Origin of the sequence: Radiobacillus sp. PE A8.2 (assembly GCF_045635475.1) — a bacterium.
Lineage (GTDB): Bacteria > Bacillota > Bacilli > Bacillales > Amphibacillaceae > JBJGXI01.
The window spans coordinates 78,134-96,443 of record NZ_JBJGXI010000014.1; the positions used below are offsets into that span (position 1 = coordinate 78,134).

General features: G+C 36.2%; 23 protein-coding genes. 14 read left to right on the forward strand and 9 right to left on the reverse strand.

Features of this window, described 5'->3' with window-relative positions; all coding sequences use genetic code 11:
• Positions 1–17 precede the first annotated feature (17 nt).
• Genes nikB through ACI6MV_RS09750 form a run of 4 tightly spaced genes read right to left on the reverse strand, consistent with a single transcriptional unit; the run spans position 18 to position 4,774 of the window.
• Positions 18–941: a nickel ABC transporter permease gene (nikB, locus tag ACI6MV_RS09735; protein WP_407270094.1), complete on the reverse strand. Its 924-nt coding sequence runs from the start codon at positions 939–941 to the stop codon at positions 18–20.
• A gap of 51 nt (positions 942–992) precedes the next feature.
• Positions 993–2,600: a glutathione ABC transporter substrate-binding protein gene (locus tag ACI6MV_RS09740; RefSeq protein ID WP_407270095.1), complete on the reverse strand. Its 1,608-nt coding sequence runs from the start codon at positions 2,598–2,600 to the stop codon at positions 993–995.
• A 13-nt stretch (positions 2,601–2,613) separates the two neighbouring features.
• Complete coding sequence (locus tag ACI6MV_RS09745; RefSeq protein WP_407270096.1) at positions 2,614–3,606, reverse strand: asparaginase; 993 nt, start codon at positions 3,604–3,606, stop codon at positions 2,614–2,616.
• Between the two features lie 13 nt (positions 3,607–3,619).
• Complete coding sequence (locus ACI6MV_RS09750; protein WP_407270097.1) at positions 3,620–4,774, reverse strand: ROK family transcriptional regulator; 1,155 nt, start codon at positions 4,772–4,774, stop codon at positions 3,620–3,622.
• 483 nt (positions 4,775–5,257) lie between these two features.
• On the opposite strand from ACI6MV_RS09750, the gene ACI6MV_RS09755 reads away from it, so the two are divergent.
• From ACI6MV_RS09755 to ACI6MV_RS09770, 4 genes are all read left to right on the forward strand, one after another.
• Positions 5,258–5,464, forward strand: a complete 207-nt coding sequence (locus tag ACI6MV_RS09755; protein ID WP_407270115.1) for a magnesium chelatase subunit ChlI family protein — start codon at positions 5,258–5,260, stop codon at positions 5,462–5,464.
• Between the two features lies 1 nt (position 5,465).
• Positions 5,466–6,047 carry a transposase gene (locus ACI6MV_RS09760; RefSeq protein ID WP_407270098.1) on the forward strand — a complete coding sequence of 194 codons (582 nt, stop codon included), beginning with the start codon at positions 5,466–5,468 and terminating at the stop codon, positions 6,045–6,047.
• A 126-nt stretch (positions 6,048–6,173) separates the two neighbouring features.
• A complete protein-coding gene (locus tag ACI6MV_RS09765) occupies positions 6,174–6,740 on the forward strand; it encodes a hypothetical protein (RefSeq protein WP_407270099.1) in 567 nt (188 codons plus the stop codon).
• A 15-nt stretch (positions 6,741–6,755) separates the two neighbouring features.
• Positions 6,756–6,905, forward strand: coding sequence for a hypothetical protein (locus tag ACI6MV_RS09770; RefSeq protein ID WP_407270100.1), 150 nt, complete (start codon positions 6,756–6,758; stop codon positions 6,903–6,905).
• Between the two features lie 200 nt (positions 6,906–7,105).
• Here the strand turns inward: ACI6MV_RS09770 and ACI6MV_RS09775 are convergent, their stop codons facing one another.
• Complete coding sequence (locus ACI6MV_RS09775) at positions 7,106–7,483, reverse strand: DnaD domain-containing protein (RefSeq protein WP_407270116.1); 378 nt, start codon at positions 7,481–7,483, stop codon at positions 7,106–7,108.
• Positions 7,484–7,674: 191 nt separating this feature from the next.
• Between ACI6MV_RS09775 and ACI6MV_RS09780 the strand changes: the two genes are divergently transcribed.
• The 10 genes from ACI6MV_RS09780 to ACI6MV_RS09825 all read left to right on the forward strand — a co-directional run bounded on the left by ACI6MV_RS09780 (position 7,675) and on the right by ACI6MV_RS09825 (position 15,183).
• Entirely contained in the window at positions 7,675–8,004 is a 330-nt protein-coding gene (locus ACI6MV_RS09780; protein WP_407270101.1) for a hypothetical protein, read from the forward strand.
• Between the two features lie 255 nt (positions 8,005–8,259).
• Positions 8,260–8,505, forward strand: coding sequence for a hypothetical protein (locus ACI6MV_RS09785; RefSeq protein WP_407270102.1), 246 nt, complete (start codon positions 8,260–8,262; stop codon positions 8,503–8,505).
• The gene (locus tag ACI6MV_RS09790) at positions 8,506–9,255 is read left to right on the forward strand and encodes an HIRAN domain-containing protein (protein ID WP_407270103.1); all 750 of its coding nucleotides are present in this window, start codon (positions 8,506–8,508) and stop codon (positions 9,253–9,255) included.
• Between the two features lie 382 nt (positions 9,256–9,637).
• A complete protein-coding gene (locus ACI6MV_RS09795; protein ID WP_407270104.1) occupies positions 9,638–9,760 on the forward strand; it encodes a hypothetical protein in 123 nt (40 codons plus the stop codon).
• Positions 9,761–9,779: 19 nt separating this feature from the next.
• Positions 9,780–9,950, forward strand: coding sequence for a magnesium chelatase domain-containing protein (locus ACI6MV_RS09800; protein WP_407270117.1), 171 nt, complete (start codon positions 9,780–9,782; stop codon positions 9,948–9,950).
• A gap of 223 nt (positions 9,951–10,173) precedes the next feature.
• On the forward strand, positions 10,174–11,529 hold the full coding sequence (locus tag ACI6MV_RS09805) for an AAA family ATPase (RefSeq protein ID WP_407270118.1): 1,356 nt from the start codon (positions 10,174–10,176) through the stop codon (positions 11,527–11,529).
• The gene (locus ACI6MV_RS09810) at positions 11,513–12,076 is read left to right on the forward strand and encodes a hypothetical protein (protein WP_407270105.1); all 564 of its coding nucleotides are present in this window, start codon (positions 11,513–11,515) and stop codon (positions 12,074–12,076) included. Before ACI6MV_RS09805 ends, ACI6MV_RS09810 begins: the two co-directional genes overlap by 17 nt.
• A gap of 323 nt (positions 12,077–12,399) precedes the next feature.
• Complete coding sequence (locus tag ACI6MV_RS09815) at positions 12,400–13,548, forward strand: AAA family ATPase (protein ID WP_407270106.1); 1,149 nt, start codon at positions 12,400–12,402, stop codon at positions 13,546–13,548.
• Between the two features lie 114 nt (positions 13,549–13,662).
• The gene (locus tag ACI6MV_RS09820; RefSeq protein WP_407270107.1) at positions 13,663–14,295 is read left to right on the forward strand and encodes a hypothetical protein; all 633 of its coding nucleotides are present in this window, start codon (positions 13,663–13,665) and stop codon (positions 14,293–14,295) included.
• Between the two features lie 84 nt (positions 14,296–14,379).
• The gene (locus ACI6MV_RS09825; RefSeq protein ID WP_407270108.1) at positions 14,380–15,183 is read left to right on the forward strand and encodes a hypothetical protein; all 804 of its coding nucleotides are present in this window, start codon (positions 14,380–14,382) and stop codon (positions 15,181–15,183) included.
• Positions 15,184–15,345: 162 nt separating this feature from the next.
• Here the strand turns inward: ACI6MV_RS09825 and ACI6MV_RS09830 are convergent, their stop codons facing one another.
• From ACI6MV_RS09830 to ACI6MV_RS09845, 4 genes are all read right to left on the reverse strand, one after another.
• Positions 15,346–15,801, reverse strand: a complete 456-nt coding sequence (locus tag ACI6MV_RS09830) for a DnaD domain-containing protein (RefSeq protein ID WP_407270109.1) — start codon at positions 15,799–15,801, stop codon at positions 15,346–15,348.
• Between the two features lie 272 nt (positions 15,802–16,073).
• A complete protein-coding gene (locus tag ACI6MV_RS09835) occupies positions 16,074–16,898 on the reverse strand; it encodes a DnaD domain-containing protein (protein WP_407270110.1) in 825 nt (274 codons plus the stop codon).
• Between the two features lie 42 nt (positions 16,899–16,940).
• Positions 16,941–17,429 (reverse strand): competence protein ComK, encoded by a 489-nt coding sequence (locus tag ACI6MV_RS09840; protein WP_407270111.1) that lies wholly within the window; start codon positions 17,427–17,429, stop codon positions 16,941–16,943.
• 220 nt (positions 17,430–17,649) lie between these two features.
• Entirely contained in the window at positions 17,650–17,793 is a 144-nt protein-coding gene (locus ACI6MV_RS09845; RefSeq protein WP_407270112.1) for a hypothetical protein, read from the reverse strand.
• Positions 17,794–18,310 lie beyond the last annotated feature (517 nt).

Here is an 18,310-nt window from a genome sequence, read left to right on the forward strand (position 1 = left end):
CTCCTCCATGCATTAAATCAATCATATCGAATTTTCGGATTAAACAGGCTATACAATATGTCTACAAGTAGATTGACCAATATAAATTGTACAGAAAAGAATAGAATTAGCGCCTGTACTACCGGATAATCCCTATAGCTGATAGAATCTATTAATAGTTGTCCAAGACCCGGAAAACTGAACACAGTTTCCACTACTACAGATCCTCCAAGTAAAAATCCGAACTGCAGACCCGCTACTGTTATTACTGGAATAAGTGAATTTTTAAGAGCGTGACCATAGATAATACTCTTGTTACTTAAACCTTTAGAGCGTCCTGTTCTAATATAATCCTGCTTTAATGTATGAACGAGGGAAGAGCGTGTAAATCTTGTAATCATCGCCATAATACCAGCACCCAAAGCGAAGGATGGCAAAATGTAACTTTTCAGACCATCGTTTATTCCACCAGTAGGTAGCCAACCTAGCTGAACAGAGAAGATTTGAATACACACGAGCCCTAGCCAAAAATTTGGTAAAGATATTCCTGACACAGCAGTCATCATCCCTATACGGTCAGGAAGTCGATCTCTAAATACAGCTGAGATAATACCAAGCAATATACCAATAACCAAAGCCCAGACTATACTTAATATAGTTAGAATTAGTGTCGGTGCTACTCTATCTGATATCAAATCAATCACCGGAATTCCAGAACGATATGATTCACCTAGCTCCAACTTTAATAAGGATGATAAGTATGTAGTATATTGAACGAGAATTGGATCATTTAATCCTAATGAAATACGAGCATCTTCAATTTCTTCTAAACTCGCGTCCTGACCAGCCATCAACCTCGCTGGATCTCCAGGAATTAAGTGAATAAACATGAAAACAACAAAAGAAACAACTAATAGTAAAGGTATTAATGTTAGTAATCGCTTTATTGTGAACTGTAGCATAATTAGCACCTACCTATAAAAGGGTGAGGCTGTTTCCAGCCTCACGTAAGTTTAATTCAAATTTGCATTTCGAATACTTATCGATCCATCAGGTAAAACATATACTCCTTCAAGTGATGAGGAATGTCCTGATAAGATTGTGTCAGATCCAAGGAAGATCCATGGTGCTTCCTCGTAAACAGTTTCCTGAATTTGTGCATAAATTTCTTTCTGCTCTTCCATATTACCGGTCTGGCTTGCTTCATCAATCCAATCAGATACTTGCTGATTATCATAATATGCAGTGTTAGCACCACTTGGTGGGAAGTATTCATTATGGAACAATGAACGTGTTGCACCATCTGCATCCCCTGAAGAAGGAGACCAGCTTACGTACCACATCTGCAAGTCTGTCTCTTCTGGTGTTTCAGGTGTATAAATGGAATCAGATAATGTTGCTTCTTCCATAGAACGAACTTCTAATTCTATTCCTATCTGAGCTAATTGCTGCTGAACAAATTGCATTCCAGTGTTAGTCTCTGAAGATGTGTTTCCCCAGATTTCTGCAGTAAAACCGTCTTCGTAACCAGCTTCTGCCATTAATTCTTTTGCTTTTTCAACATTTGCTTCATAGAGTTCTTGTTTTGAGTATAGCTGTGTCTTAGATGACATTGTTGAATCTAGAGGTTCTCCATATCCATTTTTAACAACGGTAAGAAAAGCTTCCTTATCAACAGCATAGTTCATCGCTTGACGGACTTTCTCATTATTAAAAGGCTCTTTTTTCGTATTAATAGAAACATATCTTGCTATTGTTGAAGGAGTTTGCTCAATAACAATACCCTCTTCACTTTCTAAATCCTCTACGTTAGTGTGAGGAACTGGATAGATGAAGTCTGCTTCACCTGTCTGTAACATTGCTACACGCGAACCATTCTCTGGTACTGGGCGGAACGTCACTTTCTGTACATTCGTATCTAGTTCACCCCAGTAATCTTCATATTTAGTAACTACCATAGAATTACCTTGTTTCCATTCCTCAAATTTATATGCACCTGTTCCAACAGGATTCAATCCAAAGTCTTCTGAGTTACCATTGAACGCTTCAGGGCTTGCTATTAAAATCATTGCAAATTTATTTAGCATCGCACTAAACGGTTGTGATAACGTGAATTTAATTTCATAATCGCCTAAGATTTCAATATTCTCAAGGTATTGAATATTTCGATTAGCTCGAAGTTCCTCATCCATGATTCTATCGAAATTGGCTTTGACAGCTTCCGCATTAAACGGTTGTCCATCATGGAATGTTACGTTCTCTCGCAATTGAAATGTAAACTCTGTAGAGTCATCGTTTACCTGATAATCTTCTGCGAGCACAGGCTCAATTTCCATGTCTTTATTAAATCCTACTAAGCCTTCATACATCGACCGCGTACCAAATATCGATACCGTGTCGCCTACATCATGGGGATCTAATGAAATAAAGTCTTGTTCAATCGCCACAGTGATATCTGATTCATTTTCGGACTCTCCATCTGTATCTGCATCCGATTCAACATTACCATCTTCATTACTATTTTCGTTACCATTTTCTGTTTCATCATTTGAATTACATGCAGCTAATACCAAGATTAATGATAATAGTAGCGTCGTTAACAACCATAAGTTCTTTTTCACTATGAATAGCCTCCTATAGAATAATCTTCGTTTCCCCTACCACTTCTCCAGAATCACTAAGTATTTTGGAAAACCTTAATTTATAAAGGTCTTCAATTGTTCTCTTGTTTTTATAGTTGAGTTTTTCTAGAACTTTAGCTACAATTAATGGCCAAAGTAATTCAGTACCACTCATCACCTTCAGCGCAATACTTATCTTTTCATCTTTTAACGCCAAGCAATATACGCCTTGTGCACCCCCTTTCGCGATGATGTTTTTATCTTTTAACAATACAGTACATATAAATTCATGAGATGCTACTATCTCTGGGTTAGCCTGCATTGTGTAAGAAATTCTGTTTAGGACATTCCTTTTACGCTCGTCAGAGACCAATTCCGGATTAGCGAATTTTAGATAAGACAATGCCATGTTCCTTAGAGGAATTCCATATACAGGAACACCACAACCATCCTTACCCACCGCCATCTTTGCTTCCGGATATTCACTTAATAGCTCAATTTCTTGCTTGATCCATTGTTGGAGAGGATGATTGACATCTCCATAGTCTTCCATACTTAGACCCTTTTCTCTTGAATAAGCGAGAAAACCAAGATGTTTACCTGAACAATTATGCAAGAGCTTTCGTTTCTTTTTACCTTCGCATATATATTCAATTTTCGGTTGTTCGTTTAATGGATAACTTTCTCCACAGATGAGAGATTCCTCGTTCAATTTCAATTTCTCTATCAAGGAACTTAAGCTATGTTGGTGATAACTTTCCCCACGCTGTGATGCGCAGAATAAAGCCATTTCATCACTACTAAGACCATATTTTTCTTCAATTCCTGCATCAAAAGCTGGGATTGCCTGTATAGGCTTCATAGCAGATCGATAGAAAATACGGTTATTTTCTATCTCGCCTTTTGAATAAATAACTTCTTTATTCTGATCCAATACACATATAGCACCTTCGTGTCTATTTTCCAGATTTCCACCTCGGTACTCTTCCGCTATAATTGTAGTCATCTTTATTCACCTTCTATAAATGGATATTTTCTATAAAATGATTCTTCATTCGGATTGCTGCTCCTAAAATTACCCCTTCATCCTTTGTTTTGGTTATCTCCACATCAAATGAATTGTGTGCTGGACTCCAGATTGTATCTTCGTACTCTTTAAGTAATAAATTTTGAATATAAGGATGATTCTCTATCAGTGATCCTGATAAAATAACAAGATCTGGGTTGAAAGAACAGACAGTATTGTTGATCGCAATGGAAGCATATTTAATTGCTTTCAAAATAAGTTTTTTTGCCCAAATCTCACCATTTTCCGCATGCAGAATCAATTCTTCAAGACTATCAATACGCTTGATTTTTGCGGCTTCATTAAGTAAAAATGGTTCGGCAATATATGTTTGCAGGCATCCAAAATTACCACAAGGACAACACGCGCCATTTGGATCTACAATTGTATGCCCTATTTCACCTGCGAAGTTTGATTTTCCTCTGTTAATATCCCCATGACTTATTAACGCTGAACCTACCCCACTACCGAACCCCAAAATGATCAAATGTTCTACATCGTCATCACAGAATTTATATTCAGATAAAGCTTTTAGTTTCAGTTCATTATCAACCTTTACTGGCAGCCCTAGTCTTTCATGGAGAATATCTCCTAAGGGGGTATTTTCCCATTGCATTTGAACAGAAAAACTAACAATCCCTTTTTCAGGCTCTATAATTCCTGGGATACCTACACATAATCCAAAGATAAGATTATCAATCAAATCAAAATTATTTTTCAGTTCATAAATTTCATCGACAATTTGTTTGACCACCATATTTGGGTCTGTTTCTCGCATTTCGACCGTTTTCTTGAAAATAAGTTCTTCATCAAAGTTCATTAGCCCGACTCTTAAATAGGATTTATCCAACTCAACACCAATAAAGTAGATTCCTTTTTTATTTAGTCTGAAATAGTTCGCTTTTCTTCCAACATTTTGATGGTTTATTGCCACTTCTTCTATTAAATTTTTCTCACTCAGCAACGCTACAATACGGGAAGCGGAGGTAGGACTCATATCCGTTTGTTTGGAAATCTCAGCTCTGGATATCGGCCCGTAATCAGATATCATTTTTAGAACTAATATTAAATTTTCTTTTTTTAAAAAATCCTGATTTTTAATTTTCATATTATCCACCTTATTTACATCATAGAATTAATTGAGAGGTTTAAAGTTAATTAATAACTAATAAATGGTAAAAAAATTAAATTTTCCGCTTTATTTACTCCAGTGGTGTTATTAATTATGTTAATTCAATGTAATATATTTGTCAAACTGTTTTAACAATTTAAAATCTTCCTGTCATTACCTGTGGCCACAATCTGAAGTTTGTCATAATGTGTTGATTAGAGATATAGATTTTAGAAGGAATATTTTTGGTGTTCTTGTGTTAATTATGAGAAATTGTTCATTCTTTAACTTGTTTGGGTGGATAAGCGTTACTATGTTAAAGCTTCAATTTGGATATTGTTTTTTTAGTGGTTTTTGAATTTTTCTCTAGAAGGAATGGTATTTTAATAGGTTGCGGCAGGTCTAAATTATATTTTGGGGGGATTTTACACCTTTGGGAGAATGTTTTATCTTATTATGGATAAACTCAGATAATTTATTATTCTAAATGAAGAGCAGCGAAAAATCGTACAGCAATGGGCGAGTAAATACAATTGGAGTACGCGGGTACAGATGAAAATCCTCCGGCTTGCGCGAACGATCGCTGATTTAAGCGGCACTGCACATATAACGAGCGAATCAATCTGGGAAGCAGCTAGCATGCGTCGCAGTGGATCACGTATACCAAAGAAAGGTAAGGTACAATAAATTGGCAAGAAAGAAACGAATTTGGATACCGAACGCCTTCTATCATGTTGTCTGTCGAGGAAACCGGCAAGACGCTCTTTTTAAAGATAAAGGTGATTTTAAGATTTTTCTCCATATGCTCCATAAAGTAAACGAAAAGACCCCATTTGAACTAGCCTCCTACTGTCTAATGACGAATCATTTTCATCTGCAATTGCGCTCCAAAGACCAATCCATTTCTAAAGTAATGTCCCTCCTCAACAAACGGTATGCCGACTATTATAATACGAAAAATCGAATTACTGGGCACGTCTTTGAAAAGCGTTATTATGACAAAATCATCGACTCGAAGCAAGGTATGCTTGACGTAAGCCGCTATATACATCTAAATCCCGTCGAAGCAAAGATGACCAATAAGGCTGAAGATTATCGTTGGAGTAGCTATCGGTATTACCTTTATGCGTCAGGTTCACCGGTAGTAAATACGAGTTTTATAATGGATTACTATTCGGGGAGTATGTGGGAGAGGCGGAGGAAGTATAGGGCGTTTGTTGAGCGTGAAGGTTTAAGTGAGTGGACCTCGGACATGAGTGACTTCTTTTGAGGAAATTTGGGAAGTAACAGGGACTTTTTCCTGGTCACCACCTGAATTAGAAAGGATCTTAAGAATGAATATGTTATAATGTAAGATAGAAAAGAAAAGTAAATTAAGTGTTTGGGGAGGAACATAGTGCCCAATTCTCGTGATAAAATACTAAAAAAAATTAAACCACCTGACCCTAGTATTACTAAAGAACTTGATATAGTAATCGATTTACTTACTCCGTGCCTTGAACACAGCAAAACAGGCGAAATCTATGCTACTGAATTCCAGGAGGTAACACATAGTGACTTGAGAGAAATTAATCCAAGACATGGTTGGAACGATTTTAATTGGGAATTATATTTAGATGAACCTCATTGTAAAGTTGTGAAGTTAATGGTTAAAGGTGACCCACAGATTCAAGGATTAATTTCTTATGAGTTGAAAGAAGGTTGGGTTGAGGTCCATCTTGTTGAAAGTGCGCCATGGAATGTGAAAGGGAAACAATTCATTGGTGTTGGTCCACATCTTTTTGCAATTGCATGTAAAGCGAGTTTTGAATTAGGCTTTGATGGATATGTATCTTTTGTAGCAAAAACAGGTTTGTTGAATCACTATGTTGAAACTCTGCAGGCAACGGTTCTTAATGTTAAAACAAGACAACTTGTTATTGAAACAGAAGCAGCTAAGGTTTTGATATCCACCTACTTTTAGAAGGAGTGATTTTAGATGAAAGTAAAGACACTCAGTAAGGAAAAAATTCGCAGATTAGAAAATGCTGCACAGGGTGTTTATGCAGTTCCTAGTCAGAACAAAATGAGCGATGAGTTGACGAAGAAGAAAATAGAAGAATTGAAAAAGAAAAAGCGAGTGTTTTAGTTTGGGAGCCTGTCACTTCCCGAAGTTTGGCATAATGTGTCGAATGGGTTCAGTGATATTAACCCATAGTTGTGGGAACGATGAGGGATTTGTCTGCACAGAGGGATAATTAACATTTTCTTGTTGTTCACACGTATGGTGTACTTGTGAAAGGTTGATATATATTTGATGGTTTGATTGTCAGTATGCCATACAACAAATCATTGCACGATACTTGACTGATATTTCAACATCACCTCACTAATATCCGGCAACGTTACTGAGGTTGCTGGGGTGTTGCTGGTTACGGATTGGGCCCGTTTTTCAAACCAGCCTGGAACGACGTCTTTTTTACCAGTCCAAGCTGCCTTTTTCTGTTTCTTTTGCGATTTGTGTTGCGTTCGAAAGGCAATTCGCTCTTGTCTAGCTGCCTCCACAGTCGTAATTCCTTGTTCAAGCCACATTTCCAAGATATACTTCACATATCCCCAATGTTCCTTGCCTTGATCCAACGCCCTTTTCATCGCTTCAATGACCATATCATCACCAAGCTTCGCTATCCAATTCGATAACTCATTTTGGATGGAACGAAGGGTCAGGTTTCTCGTTCCACAAGTTGTTTAACTTGTTAAAAGGAATAACAGTCTTTTGAGAAAAGAAGTCGTGTTGCTATGTCAAATAGGTATCACCAGAGTGAAGATGGATTGGGACAAGAAACCTGACCCCGCGTTCCCCCCTTTATCAAAAACCCAGGATACACGTACCTTGGAAAAGTAAAGGATGTGTTAAAATGAGTAAATATAAACAAGATATTATCAACTATGGTAATGACGTTATTGATTTGAAATGTAGTCCCTTTGAAAGCTTACGCATGTTACACGATCGGTCAGATTTATACAAGATCCAAGGTGAATTGTATTATGAGGAAAAAGTTTTGCTTGCGCGCTATGACTTAAAACTAATAGAAAATGCGCAGAAGATGGTTGAACAAATTAGCAAAGTATATGATTTTGACCAATCAAATGATATTCCGTCTGAACAGTGGTGGTGGCACTTAGATAAGATCGCAAATGGGATGATGAGTTTTGGTGTGTCATCTGAAATTGGAAATGTTATGTGACGGTCCTTGTATTGTAAGAAGCTATTGCAATTCGGCAATCTTGTATATATACAAGTCTGTATAAAAGTTTGCACAAAAACCACAGTTATTTAAGGCGTATCTTTTTATCCTTAGTGGCATCTGCCGATTGGTTATGATGGAATGAATTGTTAATATTTTCACTTTTAATATAAATGTTTGGCGTTACATTGTCTTTGTACAAAGGTTTCTTTGGCTTCTGGTTAGACTTCTTGATAATTTTTATGAGACATTGCGATGATTGGATTGCCTGATAAGAAGAGACCCCGTTTCCTGGATTTGTTGCCTGTTATAAGACAACATTATCCTACAGAAGTACAAGAGTCGATTTATCTAATTAATAGAGTGAATGAAGATTTGCTTGAAGCAATATTGGAGCCCATACCAGAAGAAGTAATGAGTGTAACTTATAAAAAGTGGGTGAAAATCTTTTTAATTAATCGTAAAGATTGGTTATTGCGCTGGTATAAAGGAGGTGTTTAAATGGAAAGGAAACCTTATGTCTTATGGCTAATTTGGCAAAACCAGGAGACGAGGCAACGCTATCATGTAGGTAATTTATTCCATGAAGATGGTCAATACACTTTTTCGTATGAGTTGAGTGGAAAGCGTAGAACTTTAACCGAAGCGATGGAAAATGGTTATAAGCCACACTTGTCGTTTCGGGATGTAGAAAAGACATATGTTTCTGACCGTTTGTTTGGACCATTTGCACGCCGATTACCAGATAAAAGAAGACCTGATTTTAATGAAATCTTAAAGGATTACGGACTACCTTTAGATTATACAGAAATGGATTTATTGCGTGCGACTGGTGGACGATTAGATACTGATCCATACGAATTTGTAGCTCCAATTTGTGTTCTTGATGACAATTTCTACTTTGATTTTTATATTGCAGGTTGGCGGTATTATGATGGATATAAAATTGAAAACCAGATACAAGCTGGTTCTCATGTGAATTTTCAGCTAGAGCCTTCGAATGATAAGGATAACAAAGCGGTAATTGTATTATCTGATAGCCAAGGGCATAAATTTGGGTATATTCCAGCCTTCTATAGTGGGTTTATGTTTGACGTTATGGATAATAATCTAGAATATGAAGCCAAAATTGAGAAGGTTAATCCGTATGCAAAGCCACAATTAAAAGTCAATATTTCCATTGTGGGCAGGCTAATGAAGGAATATTCAACTCCAAACAGTGAAGATGTTGAACCAGTACAGTATGTTTAATAAGTTTATAAGCTCATCAACTTACTGGTTGATGGGCTATTTTTATGCTTGTGTATGGGTGCCTGTCACTTCCCGGATTTTGGCACAATGTGTCGATGTGTCGACTGGAGATTGTAGAATTTAGAAGGAACACTTTGGGTGTTCTTTTGTTCCATATGAATTATCATTCATTCATTGATTTTTTTGATGGCTAAGTGGTTAATATGTCTAAAGGGTCAACTTAGATTATGTTTATTTGATGGTTTTTGGATTTTTCTCTATGGGTAATAATATTTTAATAGGTGGTAGCAGGTCTAAATTGTTATTATGATATTTTTACACCTTTGGGAAAATGGTTTATCTTATGGATAATGATAATCGTTTGTGCGAGAGGTGTGTAATGATGGCAACGGTGATATCGAGTATAGGATTAAAAGGAATCGAAGGATATCGAGTTCAAGTAGAAGTGCAGCTGCTCCCTGGGGTGGAAGGGGTTAGTATCGTTGGTATCCGGATGCTTCGGTGAAGGAATCTAGACCCGAGTGATGGCTGCTTTATATGCGAATGACTGTACTGTTCCAGACAAAAAGATTGTGATTAATTTGTCACCGGCGGAGAAGCGGAAAAACAGCCCGATTTTTGATTTGGCGATGGCAATCATCGGTTTTATGAAAGAAGCGGATGAAATGAATAATAACCCACCTACTGTCTCATGAAGGTAACATATCTAATATGAAATTTTATGTGAGTGATCCTCTTATTTTTTACTACGAAGACAAGAATCCTATTCAGAAGTTAGAATTACCACTTAAATAACTGTAAAATGATTGATTTCACCCAGTTGTAGTGTAAAATACTTACTAAAGGAAATAATGATTAAAAGTAGTCTCTAGGAATAATCAAATCCTTAAAAGGGTGTGGTCTATGATGCGTATTTCAATGAGGAACATAGGGATGCTGCAAGAAGCAGATATTGATGTAAGTGGGCTTGTTGTAATTGCTGGTGAAAATGACACAGGTAAAAGTACAATAGGTAAATTAATTTACTCCATTGTTAGAGCTTTCTCAAAATATGAGGATGAGTTTGAAGAAGATCGCCTTAAGTCTTTACTAAATTTAGCAGAAGAGATATATTTTAAAATAAGAAGTGAGGTCGATTTTAAAGAGAATCCAACATTACGTTCGTCCTTTGGTATTGAGTTTTTTGATGAAATAACGAATGCCGAAAAACTTGAAAATATGATTATCATTATAGAAGATAAAAGACAATTACTTAATAGTGTTGAATTAGATGAAGAAATAAAAACATGGATAGACAAAAAGTTTATTGAAATGATAGAGATTGTTCACCTTAATCTGGAAGATAACTTGGTTAAACAACAAGCCCTAAATAAAGTTTTATCATCTGAATTTGATGGTCAAATTAAAAATAAATTCTTAGATGGAGAAGCAAAAGTTACGGGGTACGAAGGCTCTAACCAGTTATTTTCTTTTAAGCTTAATGATGAAGAAACAATCAATTTCCAATATAATGACCAACTTTATTTTACAGAAGTTATCTATTTAGAATCCCCTTATGTTCTGCAATTTAAAAATCAAAGTAGTGCGTATAGAACAAGTAGCAGGGGACTGTTTCTTCCACCAGTTAGGCAAAAAGTACAATCTGTTTTCCCCCTTCATATCTACGATTTGTTTTCCATTATGAATCAAAGGCCAATTGTTGATTATTCACTCACTGATGTAGTGAATCAAAAAGTTGATGTTAGAAAGAAAATTAATCAATTGATTTCAGAGATAATTGGTGGAAACTTTTCTTTTAATCAAGAGAAAAAAGAATTCTTATATAAGAGAAACGTTTCAAGTCAATCCGTAGATGTTAAATTGAATAATATCGCAACAGGGATCAAATCCTTTGGTATATTGCAATTATTAACACAAGTTATACCTACACCTAGTAGAAGTATATTAACCATTGATGAGCCTGAAGTCCATTTACACCCTAATTGGCAAATAAAGTATGCTCAGTTATTAGTTTTATTGGTAAAGGAACTAGATATAACAATTATTGTTAATTCTCACAGTCCATACTTTATTGAAGCAATGAAGGTGTATAGTGATAAATATAATCTAGATAAAAAAACTAAGTTTTATTTAACTGAAAAAAATGAGTCAAATTATTCTTCAACCGTTAAAAATGTGACGAATGAACTAGAAGTAATCTTTGAAAAACTTACCGAACCATTTATGGATTTAGAGAGCTTAATATTAGGTGATGAAGATGACGACGACAATTAACGATCTTAAAATCATATTTGAAAATGCCCTTGCTACTTACAAGAATACTATTACAGAGTTAAGTAAAGATACGGATAACAATGAATCATTATGTATTTCGAACAAACAATATATTGATTATGATAAATTAGTAGAAACTTTTTATCATTCAGATGAAACACTTAGTTCACCCGATTTAATTTATGTCAGTGATGAGAAGATAGTGTATGTAGAATTCAAGAATGGAAGTTTAAAGAAGTCAATGGAAAAAAAGACTTTAAAACTTAAAGGAATAGAAGGAGGTTTTATTGCTTTATTTAATATCTTTAAAAGCTATAAAAATGACGTAACATTTGATGAAATACAGTTACTTAAAAAGGAATATTATGTAGTCTATAATAGTGAGAAGAATCCTCACTCAAGTTCAAGAGTCGCTGGAATAGTGTCTCATCTACAAATGCAACCAATTCGATTTGGACTTAAATGGTATCAAGGAAATTTCTTTTCAAAAGTAGAAACTATGTCGAGCCATAGATTTCTTGAAAGAATTGATGATTTGTTGAAGTAGTTCAATGGTGCCTGTGGTCACTTCCCGTGGAACAGCGGGTCAGGTTTACTGTTCCGGTCTATGAAAATAAAACCTAAGTGGGACGATAAACCTGACTTCATGTTCCACCGTATTAAAGGGTTTGACCATGATCATTTTAGGGTTCCAGACCATAATGAATAGGTGATAGGGCCACAGTCTCCTCCTGAGATGTAATATTAGGAGAACGGTAGCTGTTCCTCATGTGTAATGTTAGTGTATCGTAAAAAAATTACGTTAATTATATATCGATGAGTATCTTTTTTACTTTTTGATGTATAATATAAAGAAAGGAGTGTGTTAACATGCTAACAAAATTGACAATGGAGAACTTTCTTTCCTTCAATGATAAAGTTGAGATAGATTTAATGTCTAGCGGTTATAAAATTCTTATGGAATCAAATGTTTGGCAGGATACCTTAAAGGGGTCTTTTTTTATAGGTGCAAACGCTTCTGGAAAAACAAACATTTTGAAAGGAATTAAAATGTTATTAGATCTTCTTTTTGCAGAAAGGGTCGTTCACATTATCACGAATAGGTGTATCTTTTCTGACAAGAATCGAATTGAATTGAAATATCAGTTTAAAGTAGATGACCATATAATTGAATATGAAATTAAATATGATATAGAAAAAGAATGTTTGATTGAAAAGTTACATGTAGATGGAGAAAGTTATCTTAACAGAATAGGCAGTCATGCCGAGTCTAAAATAACAGAAAACAAATCCTATACAGATATTGATCAAGACACACTATTGTTAAGGGAAATCTTCTTTAATACGAAATTTAGAAACCATGAGATACTTAAAAAATGGTTTGATTTCCTGATGCATTCAGTCTATATCGATGGATATCGCGAGTATATATTTTCTCCCAAAAATGTAAGTCTGGATCTAGAAGAGTACCTAGAGGAAAATGGGGCAGAAACGATTAATACCTTTTTCGAGAATTTTAACTTTAATCAACGAATTGAATACGCAGAAACAAGCAAAGGAAGTATTACTAGTATAAAGTCGATTGATAAAAAGAATATCTTTTTTAAGAGAGAAGGTATCGGGGAGCCTATTCCCTTTCCTATGGAGTCCTTAGGAAATCAGAAATTGTTACTGTTGCTTCCTACCTTTTTTCACGTGATTCAAAACGGTGGGATGTTAATTGTTGATGAATTCAGTAGTGGTCTTCATAACTTCTTGGAAGAATTATTGATTAAATACTTTAATAAAATGTCAAAAGAAGCCCAGTTATTTCTAGTATCGCATTCAACTAACCTTCTTTCTAATTCCATTTTAAGGCCAGATCAAATATATGCAGTACACTTCTCTGGTAAAGAGGGGAGTAAAGTGAAAAGATTCTCATCGGAACAACCAAGAGCTGCTCAGAATCTTGAGAAGATGTATACTAGTGGAGTGTTTGGGGGGGTGCCACATTATCGAGATGAGAATCAGATTAAATAAAGACAAAAATATAGGGAAGGTATTATTTGTTGTAGAGGAAATAAAACAGAATTCTATTTGCTTCATCTCCTATTCACAAAACTATTCGATTTTCAGTATGAAAAATATGACAGAATGGACAGATATAGAAAGTATAATGAAAAAGAAAATATTGAATCTTCCGTGTTTGTTATGAATACAGAAGAATCTGCTTTATCGTTTGTTGATGAGGGTAATGAATATCTTAACAACTTATTTGAGAAGTTAATTAATGAATATGATTTCCCAGTAGACAGGGCAGCGATTTTCTATTTGTTTGATAGAGATGCGAAATCAAATACAAACCATGCTTTTATTAAAGAACTAATTGATTCTCTAAGCCACTCCAGGGAGAGTAATGGCTATTCTAGGCAGGGTCTGATTCTTTTAAGCTATCCCTCCATCGAAAGTTTTGTTACTTCCAATTTCATATCTGATACACACATGTTAGCGTTTGAGACGGGAAAGGACCTAAAGAGGTATTTGAATGAGAAAAAAATTATCCAGAATAACATAGATGTAGAATCCCTCGTACACGCTGTTTTTGAAATGGAGAAAGCTTTTATCCATCTTGGTATTACGAATTATGATTTGGATAATTTTAAGGCTACCAATCAAACTATATTTACAAAACAAGAACAATATGCTACTGCTAATAATGCATATAGACTATTAAGCTTATTATCTATTGTTCTTTTAGACTTAGGTTTGGTTGAGGTGGAACACTAGGTCTGTTCAATACTTTAACAATTATATGTAATAGGACAATCTATTCTCTTCATACCCTGTTAGTATCTAAGGGGTGATTATTACATGGATATAGGAACAAGAATACTAGTTAGACCTAACGATATTCAAGTTGATTATTGGGATGATGTAACTAGCGTCACTGCTGAAAAGAGACTGTCCGCACTGCGACGTCTTGGGTATACCCGTCCATGGTTGGTTGTTGAAATGGATGGTAATAGATCATATAGATTAATCGAATTTTTTAAGGAATATGCTGCATTAAGAGTTTTACAACCAAATATTGCTGTTTACTGTTATGGTGTACCTAGTTCTGAAGACCCTCAATATTACATTAATCTGTTACGAAAGACATCTAGTTTAGAAGGTGTTAGTTCTAGTTTTAAACGGTATTATGTATTAAAGTTGATGAATAATTATAACCTTTCGTTCGATCAAATACGAGATGAAGTTGGAAATCATTTAAGAGGAATTGATTTATTAATAGATCGTAGGATATCTGCCCCCATAGCTGAATTAGCATTTGAGAATAATGCTAAAACGAACGTTAAAAATTTATGTACTTCCCAAACTATATTTGATGAATTGAAAACGCATCTATATGAAAGGGCAGTAAAGCCAGCTTGGGATCCAGAGAGATTAACTAAAAAACAACTGGATAACTTTACAATGGTATGTGATAATTTTGCGTTCTTAAGAACAAGTGGTCACCTGCTAGATACTTTCTTTGTTCATGCTCTCATGGAACGCATCTTAAATATTGATAATATATTCATAGGAGCAATGCGAGAAAATATAATGGAACTAATAGTTGGCAATGGTTTTTTTGATGAAAGAGAAGGTGATTATCCACATAGTTCTATGCAGTGAAACATCTAGTTGTGCATATAATATCGATACGTGCTGTAATGTTATTAGAAGTGAGTTGAAATTTGCCGTGGAAACCTCGATGTACTCGGAGCTCAATCCCGCTTTTTGTGTCTCAGTCAACTTTTCTATTAAACCGCCACATATATTTGCTATTACACACACCTATATAGTTGAAACGTTTAAGGCAGACTTTCTATTCTGATACTTACTCGCAATAGCAACAATATCTGTTAACAAATCCTTAGGAACATTAGACTTCTGCTCGCTTTTCTGTTTCTCTTCATGATACCGCTCTTTAAACCAATCAGGTACAATATCTTTTCTTGTCGAGTGATTTTTCCGATATTGACGTTTCTTCTGCTGCTGCGCAATGGGTTCGGCCTCTTTTCGCACTTCTTCAACACTAGTAACCTCTTGCTTCTTCCAGTTTATTAGGATTTTTTTCACATAACTCCAGGATAATTTATGATAGTCCACTGCACGTTTCATTGCTTCCATCACTAAATCATCACCGGCTTCGGATAACCATTTTTCTAGCTCACTTCGCATGTATGGGTGGATTTCTCCAAAATGTTGTTTATAAAACGTGACTGCTTCTGTTGTAGGTGTGTTTGGCATTGGTGGTTTAGGTGCTTTTTTAAGTAAAGTAAAGTATGGGTGCCTGTCACTTCCCGAAGTTTGACATAATGTGTCGAATAAAGTAAAGTATGGGTGCCTGTCACTTCCCGAAGTTTGACATAATGTGTCGAATGGGTTCGAGATAGCGGTGTTAGGTACTGGTTTGTTGTCTGCACAGAGGGATACTTAATATCTTCTTGTTGTTCACACGAAAGGTACTTGTGAAAGGATTATCTTTGATGATTTGTTTATTCAGCGTGGCATACAACAAGTCATTGCACCAGACGTGACTGATATTTCAACATCACCTCACTTATATCTGGCAATGCTGCTGAGGTTGTTGGGGTATTGTTGGTTACGGATTGACCCCGTTTTTCAAACCAGCCTGGAACGACATCTTTTTTACCAGTCCAAGCCGCCTTCTTCTGTTTCTTTTGCGACTTAGACTGCGTTCGAAAGGCAATTCGCTCTTGTCTAGCTGCCTCCACAGTCGTAATTCCTTGTTCAAGCCACATTTCCAAGATGTGCTTCACATATCCCCAATGCTCTTTGCCTTGATCCAGCGCCCTTTTCATCGCTTCAATGACCAGTTCATCACCAAGCTTCGCGACCCAATTCGATAACTCATTTTGCATGTAAGCACGGATTTCACCATAATTGTCACGATAAAACGCGTGGGCGTCTGTTGTTGTTATCTTTTTTTCTTTTTCTATCTCTTTTTCTTTAATTAATGGGTCCGGTTTGTGGTCTACTTTGTGGTCCAGATTGTCGTCCGTATTGAGGTTCGGATTATCATTCGCACTGTGGTCCATCATCGCATACAGGCTGATCATTTGATAGATGGGTGCTTGTCTGCCGCGTTGGGATTCAAAGGTAATGTACCCTTTTTCTACTAGCTCCGTTCGTGCGCGCTTGAACGTGCTTTCCGTCAGATTAGCTTTATAGCAAAGCACGGATTGCGCGACAGTGAATGTTTCTTGCCAGCACGTTTTATTATTCATATGCATGAGCGCGTGCCATAAATTGCTAGCAGGTAGCGAAAGTGGATTGATTTCAATTTGGTGGTAAAAGGCGTTGATTTCTTTAATATAGTTCATTTGGGAACTTCCTTTCTAATATCGGGGATTTTTTTTCGTAGGTTACACACCGTTCTTAACAGCAGAAGAGAAATGATAGATACACGTCGCAGTGCGGTGCATTTGTTTTTCCAGTAGATAATAGGATTCCTTCATATCAAGAAGTTGATCAGTTTGGAAAACAATCGATGCTTGGTAATTGGAGTTGGGCAACGGGCGAATCACGCGGATGCGGCTAACGTGGGAGTAGAAGATCCAAGTGCAGTCAAACTGATTTGGCGACTGTGTCGGAAACGCATAAATGCCAGAACTAACACTAATCGGAATCGGAACTTTCTTTTTCGAACCGAGCAAATGCATAACCGCAGCTCGCCGTCCATCATAGCTAGCACCATACTGCAAGCACGCTTGCTTGATTAGCTGCAGAGGTGTTTTTCTGATAAACAGGGTTCGATCTCTTTCGTAAATGATCGTGTCGTAGTTGATGTTGCGGACTGGTAGTATGGCCATGGTGGATGAGTTGATCATGTAGTTGGGGCGGATTTCGGGCATGTGGTGGGACAACTCCTTTGTTTGGGGATGGTGTGTGAGAAGTACTTGGTGTAGGTGATAGAGAATGAGTATGAGAATCTCTTGGGGCAAATGACAAGGGGTATGATATCTATGCAGATTTGTCTGGCGTTTTCTTATCAATCTAGCTGTTCATCATTATCAGTGTGAGCCTCATTGATTGACGCATGGAAATCTTGGACATCAATTTTTAATGCAAGGATCAAACTATTAATAGTAGAATGATACGTATCCGTTTCAGAACGCTCAATTCTAGATAACTAATACCAGCTTGGAATGCAGCTTCTTCCATCGTCATGCCACATTGCTTCCGAGCTTTCCGGATGTATTTACCAACTCTACGCACAAACACGTGATTATCCAAAGCAATCTCCCTCTCACCAACAATTATCTAACTAGCGAGAAAGATGCACCATGTCACATCTGACACATTTGAGGGATTTCTATTAAAAGTATGAATGGTAGTGTTGGGTTTTGCCACAGGCTATTGGTGGTGTTGTGGCTAAGGATTGCTAGAAAAGAGAATATGCAACATATAGTTCATAAATCAAAGTATATCTTTAAACGGATAGTTTAGTGTTTACTTCATAAACATACAATTCATTCTTAAATTAATTCTTGGTATTAGCAGTTAGTACCGCGCTGTCGTTAAGACGCTCGTCATCATATTTATGAGGGAGAAATGTAGCGTTTCCTGAAACATTGTTAACTCTTTATGTACATTATGGATTATTTTTACAAGAAAATTTTCACGCCGAAAGGTGTGTCATTCAATTCTTCAAGATATGAAGTGGGAAGCCTTTGCCACTGATTATAACTGCGTGATTTCCCCCTGTGTTAGCATGGTTGTCATAAGGTTCTAT

Excerpts from the sequence above, each read along its gene's own strand:
- nikB (WP_407270094.1), bottom strand. The coding sequence starts at position 941 with ATGCTACAGTTCACAATAAAGCGATTACTAACATTAATACCTTTACTA.
- ACI6MV_RS09745 (WP_407270096.1), bottom strand. The coding sequence starts at position 3,606 with ATGACTACAATTATAGCGGAAGAGTACCGAGGTGGAAATCTGGAAAAT.
- ACI6MV_RS09750 (WP_407270097.1), bottom strand. The coding sequence starts at position 4,774 with ATGAAAATTAAAAATCAGGATTTTTTAAAAAAAGAAAATTTAATATTA.
- ACI6MV_RS09770 (WP_407270100.1), top strand. The coding sequence starts at position 6,756 with ATGAAAGTAAAGACACTCAGTAAGGAAAAAATTCGCAGATTAGAAAAT.
- ACI6MV_RS09780 (WP_407270101.1), top strand. The coding sequence starts at position 7,675 with ATGAGTAAATATAAACAAGATATTATCAACTATGGTAATGACGTTATT.
- ACI6MV_RS09785 (WP_407270102.1), top strand. The coding sequence starts at position 8,260 with ATGATTGGATTGCCTGATAAGAAGAGACCCCGTTTCCTGGATTTGTTG.
- ACI6MV_RS09790 (WP_407270103.1), top strand. The coding sequence starts at position 8,506 with ATGGAAAGGAAACCTTATGTCTTATGGCTAATTTGGCAAAACCAGGAG.
- ACI6MV_RS09795 (WP_407270104.1), top strand. The coding sequence starts at position 9,638 with ATGGCAACGGTGATATCGAGTATAGGATTAAAAGGAATCGAAGGATAT.
- ACI6MV_RS09800 (WP_407270117.1), top strand. The coding sequence starts at position 9,780 with ATGGCTGCTTTATATGCGAATGACTGTACTGTTCCAGACAAAAAGATT.
- ACI6MV_RS09805 (WP_407270118.1), top strand. The coding sequence starts at position 10,174 with ATGAGGAACATAGGGATGCTGCAAGAAGCAGATATTGATGTAAGTGGG.
- ACI6MV_RS09810 (WP_407270105.1), top strand. The coding sequence starts at position 11,513 with ATGACGACGACAATTAACGATCTTAAAATCATATTTGAAAATGCCCTT.
- ACI6MV_RS09815 (WP_407270106.1), top strand. The coding sequence starts at position 12,400 with ATGCTAACAAAATTGACAATGGAGAACTTTCTTTCCTTCAATGATAAA.
- ACI6MV_RS09820 (WP_407270107.1), top strand. The coding sequence starts at position 13,663 with ATGGACAGATATAGAAAGTATAATGAAAAAGAAAATATTGAATCTTCC.
- ACI6MV_RS09825 (WP_407270108.1), top strand. The coding sequence starts at position 14,380 with ATGGATATAGGAACAAGAATACTAGTTAGACCTAACGATATTCAAGTT.
- ACI6MV_RS09830 (WP_407270109.1), bottom strand. The coding sequence starts at position 15,801 with ATGCCAAACACACCTACAACAGAAGCAGTCACGTTTTATAAACAACAT.
- ACI6MV_RS09835 (WP_407270110.1), bottom strand. The coding sequence starts at position 16,898 with ATGAACTATATTAAAGAAATCAACGCCTTTTACCACCAAATTGAAATC.
- ACI6MV_RS09840 (WP_407270111.1), bottom strand. The coding sequence starts at position 17,429 with ATGCCCGAAATCCGCCCCAACTACATGATCAACTCATCCACCATGGCC.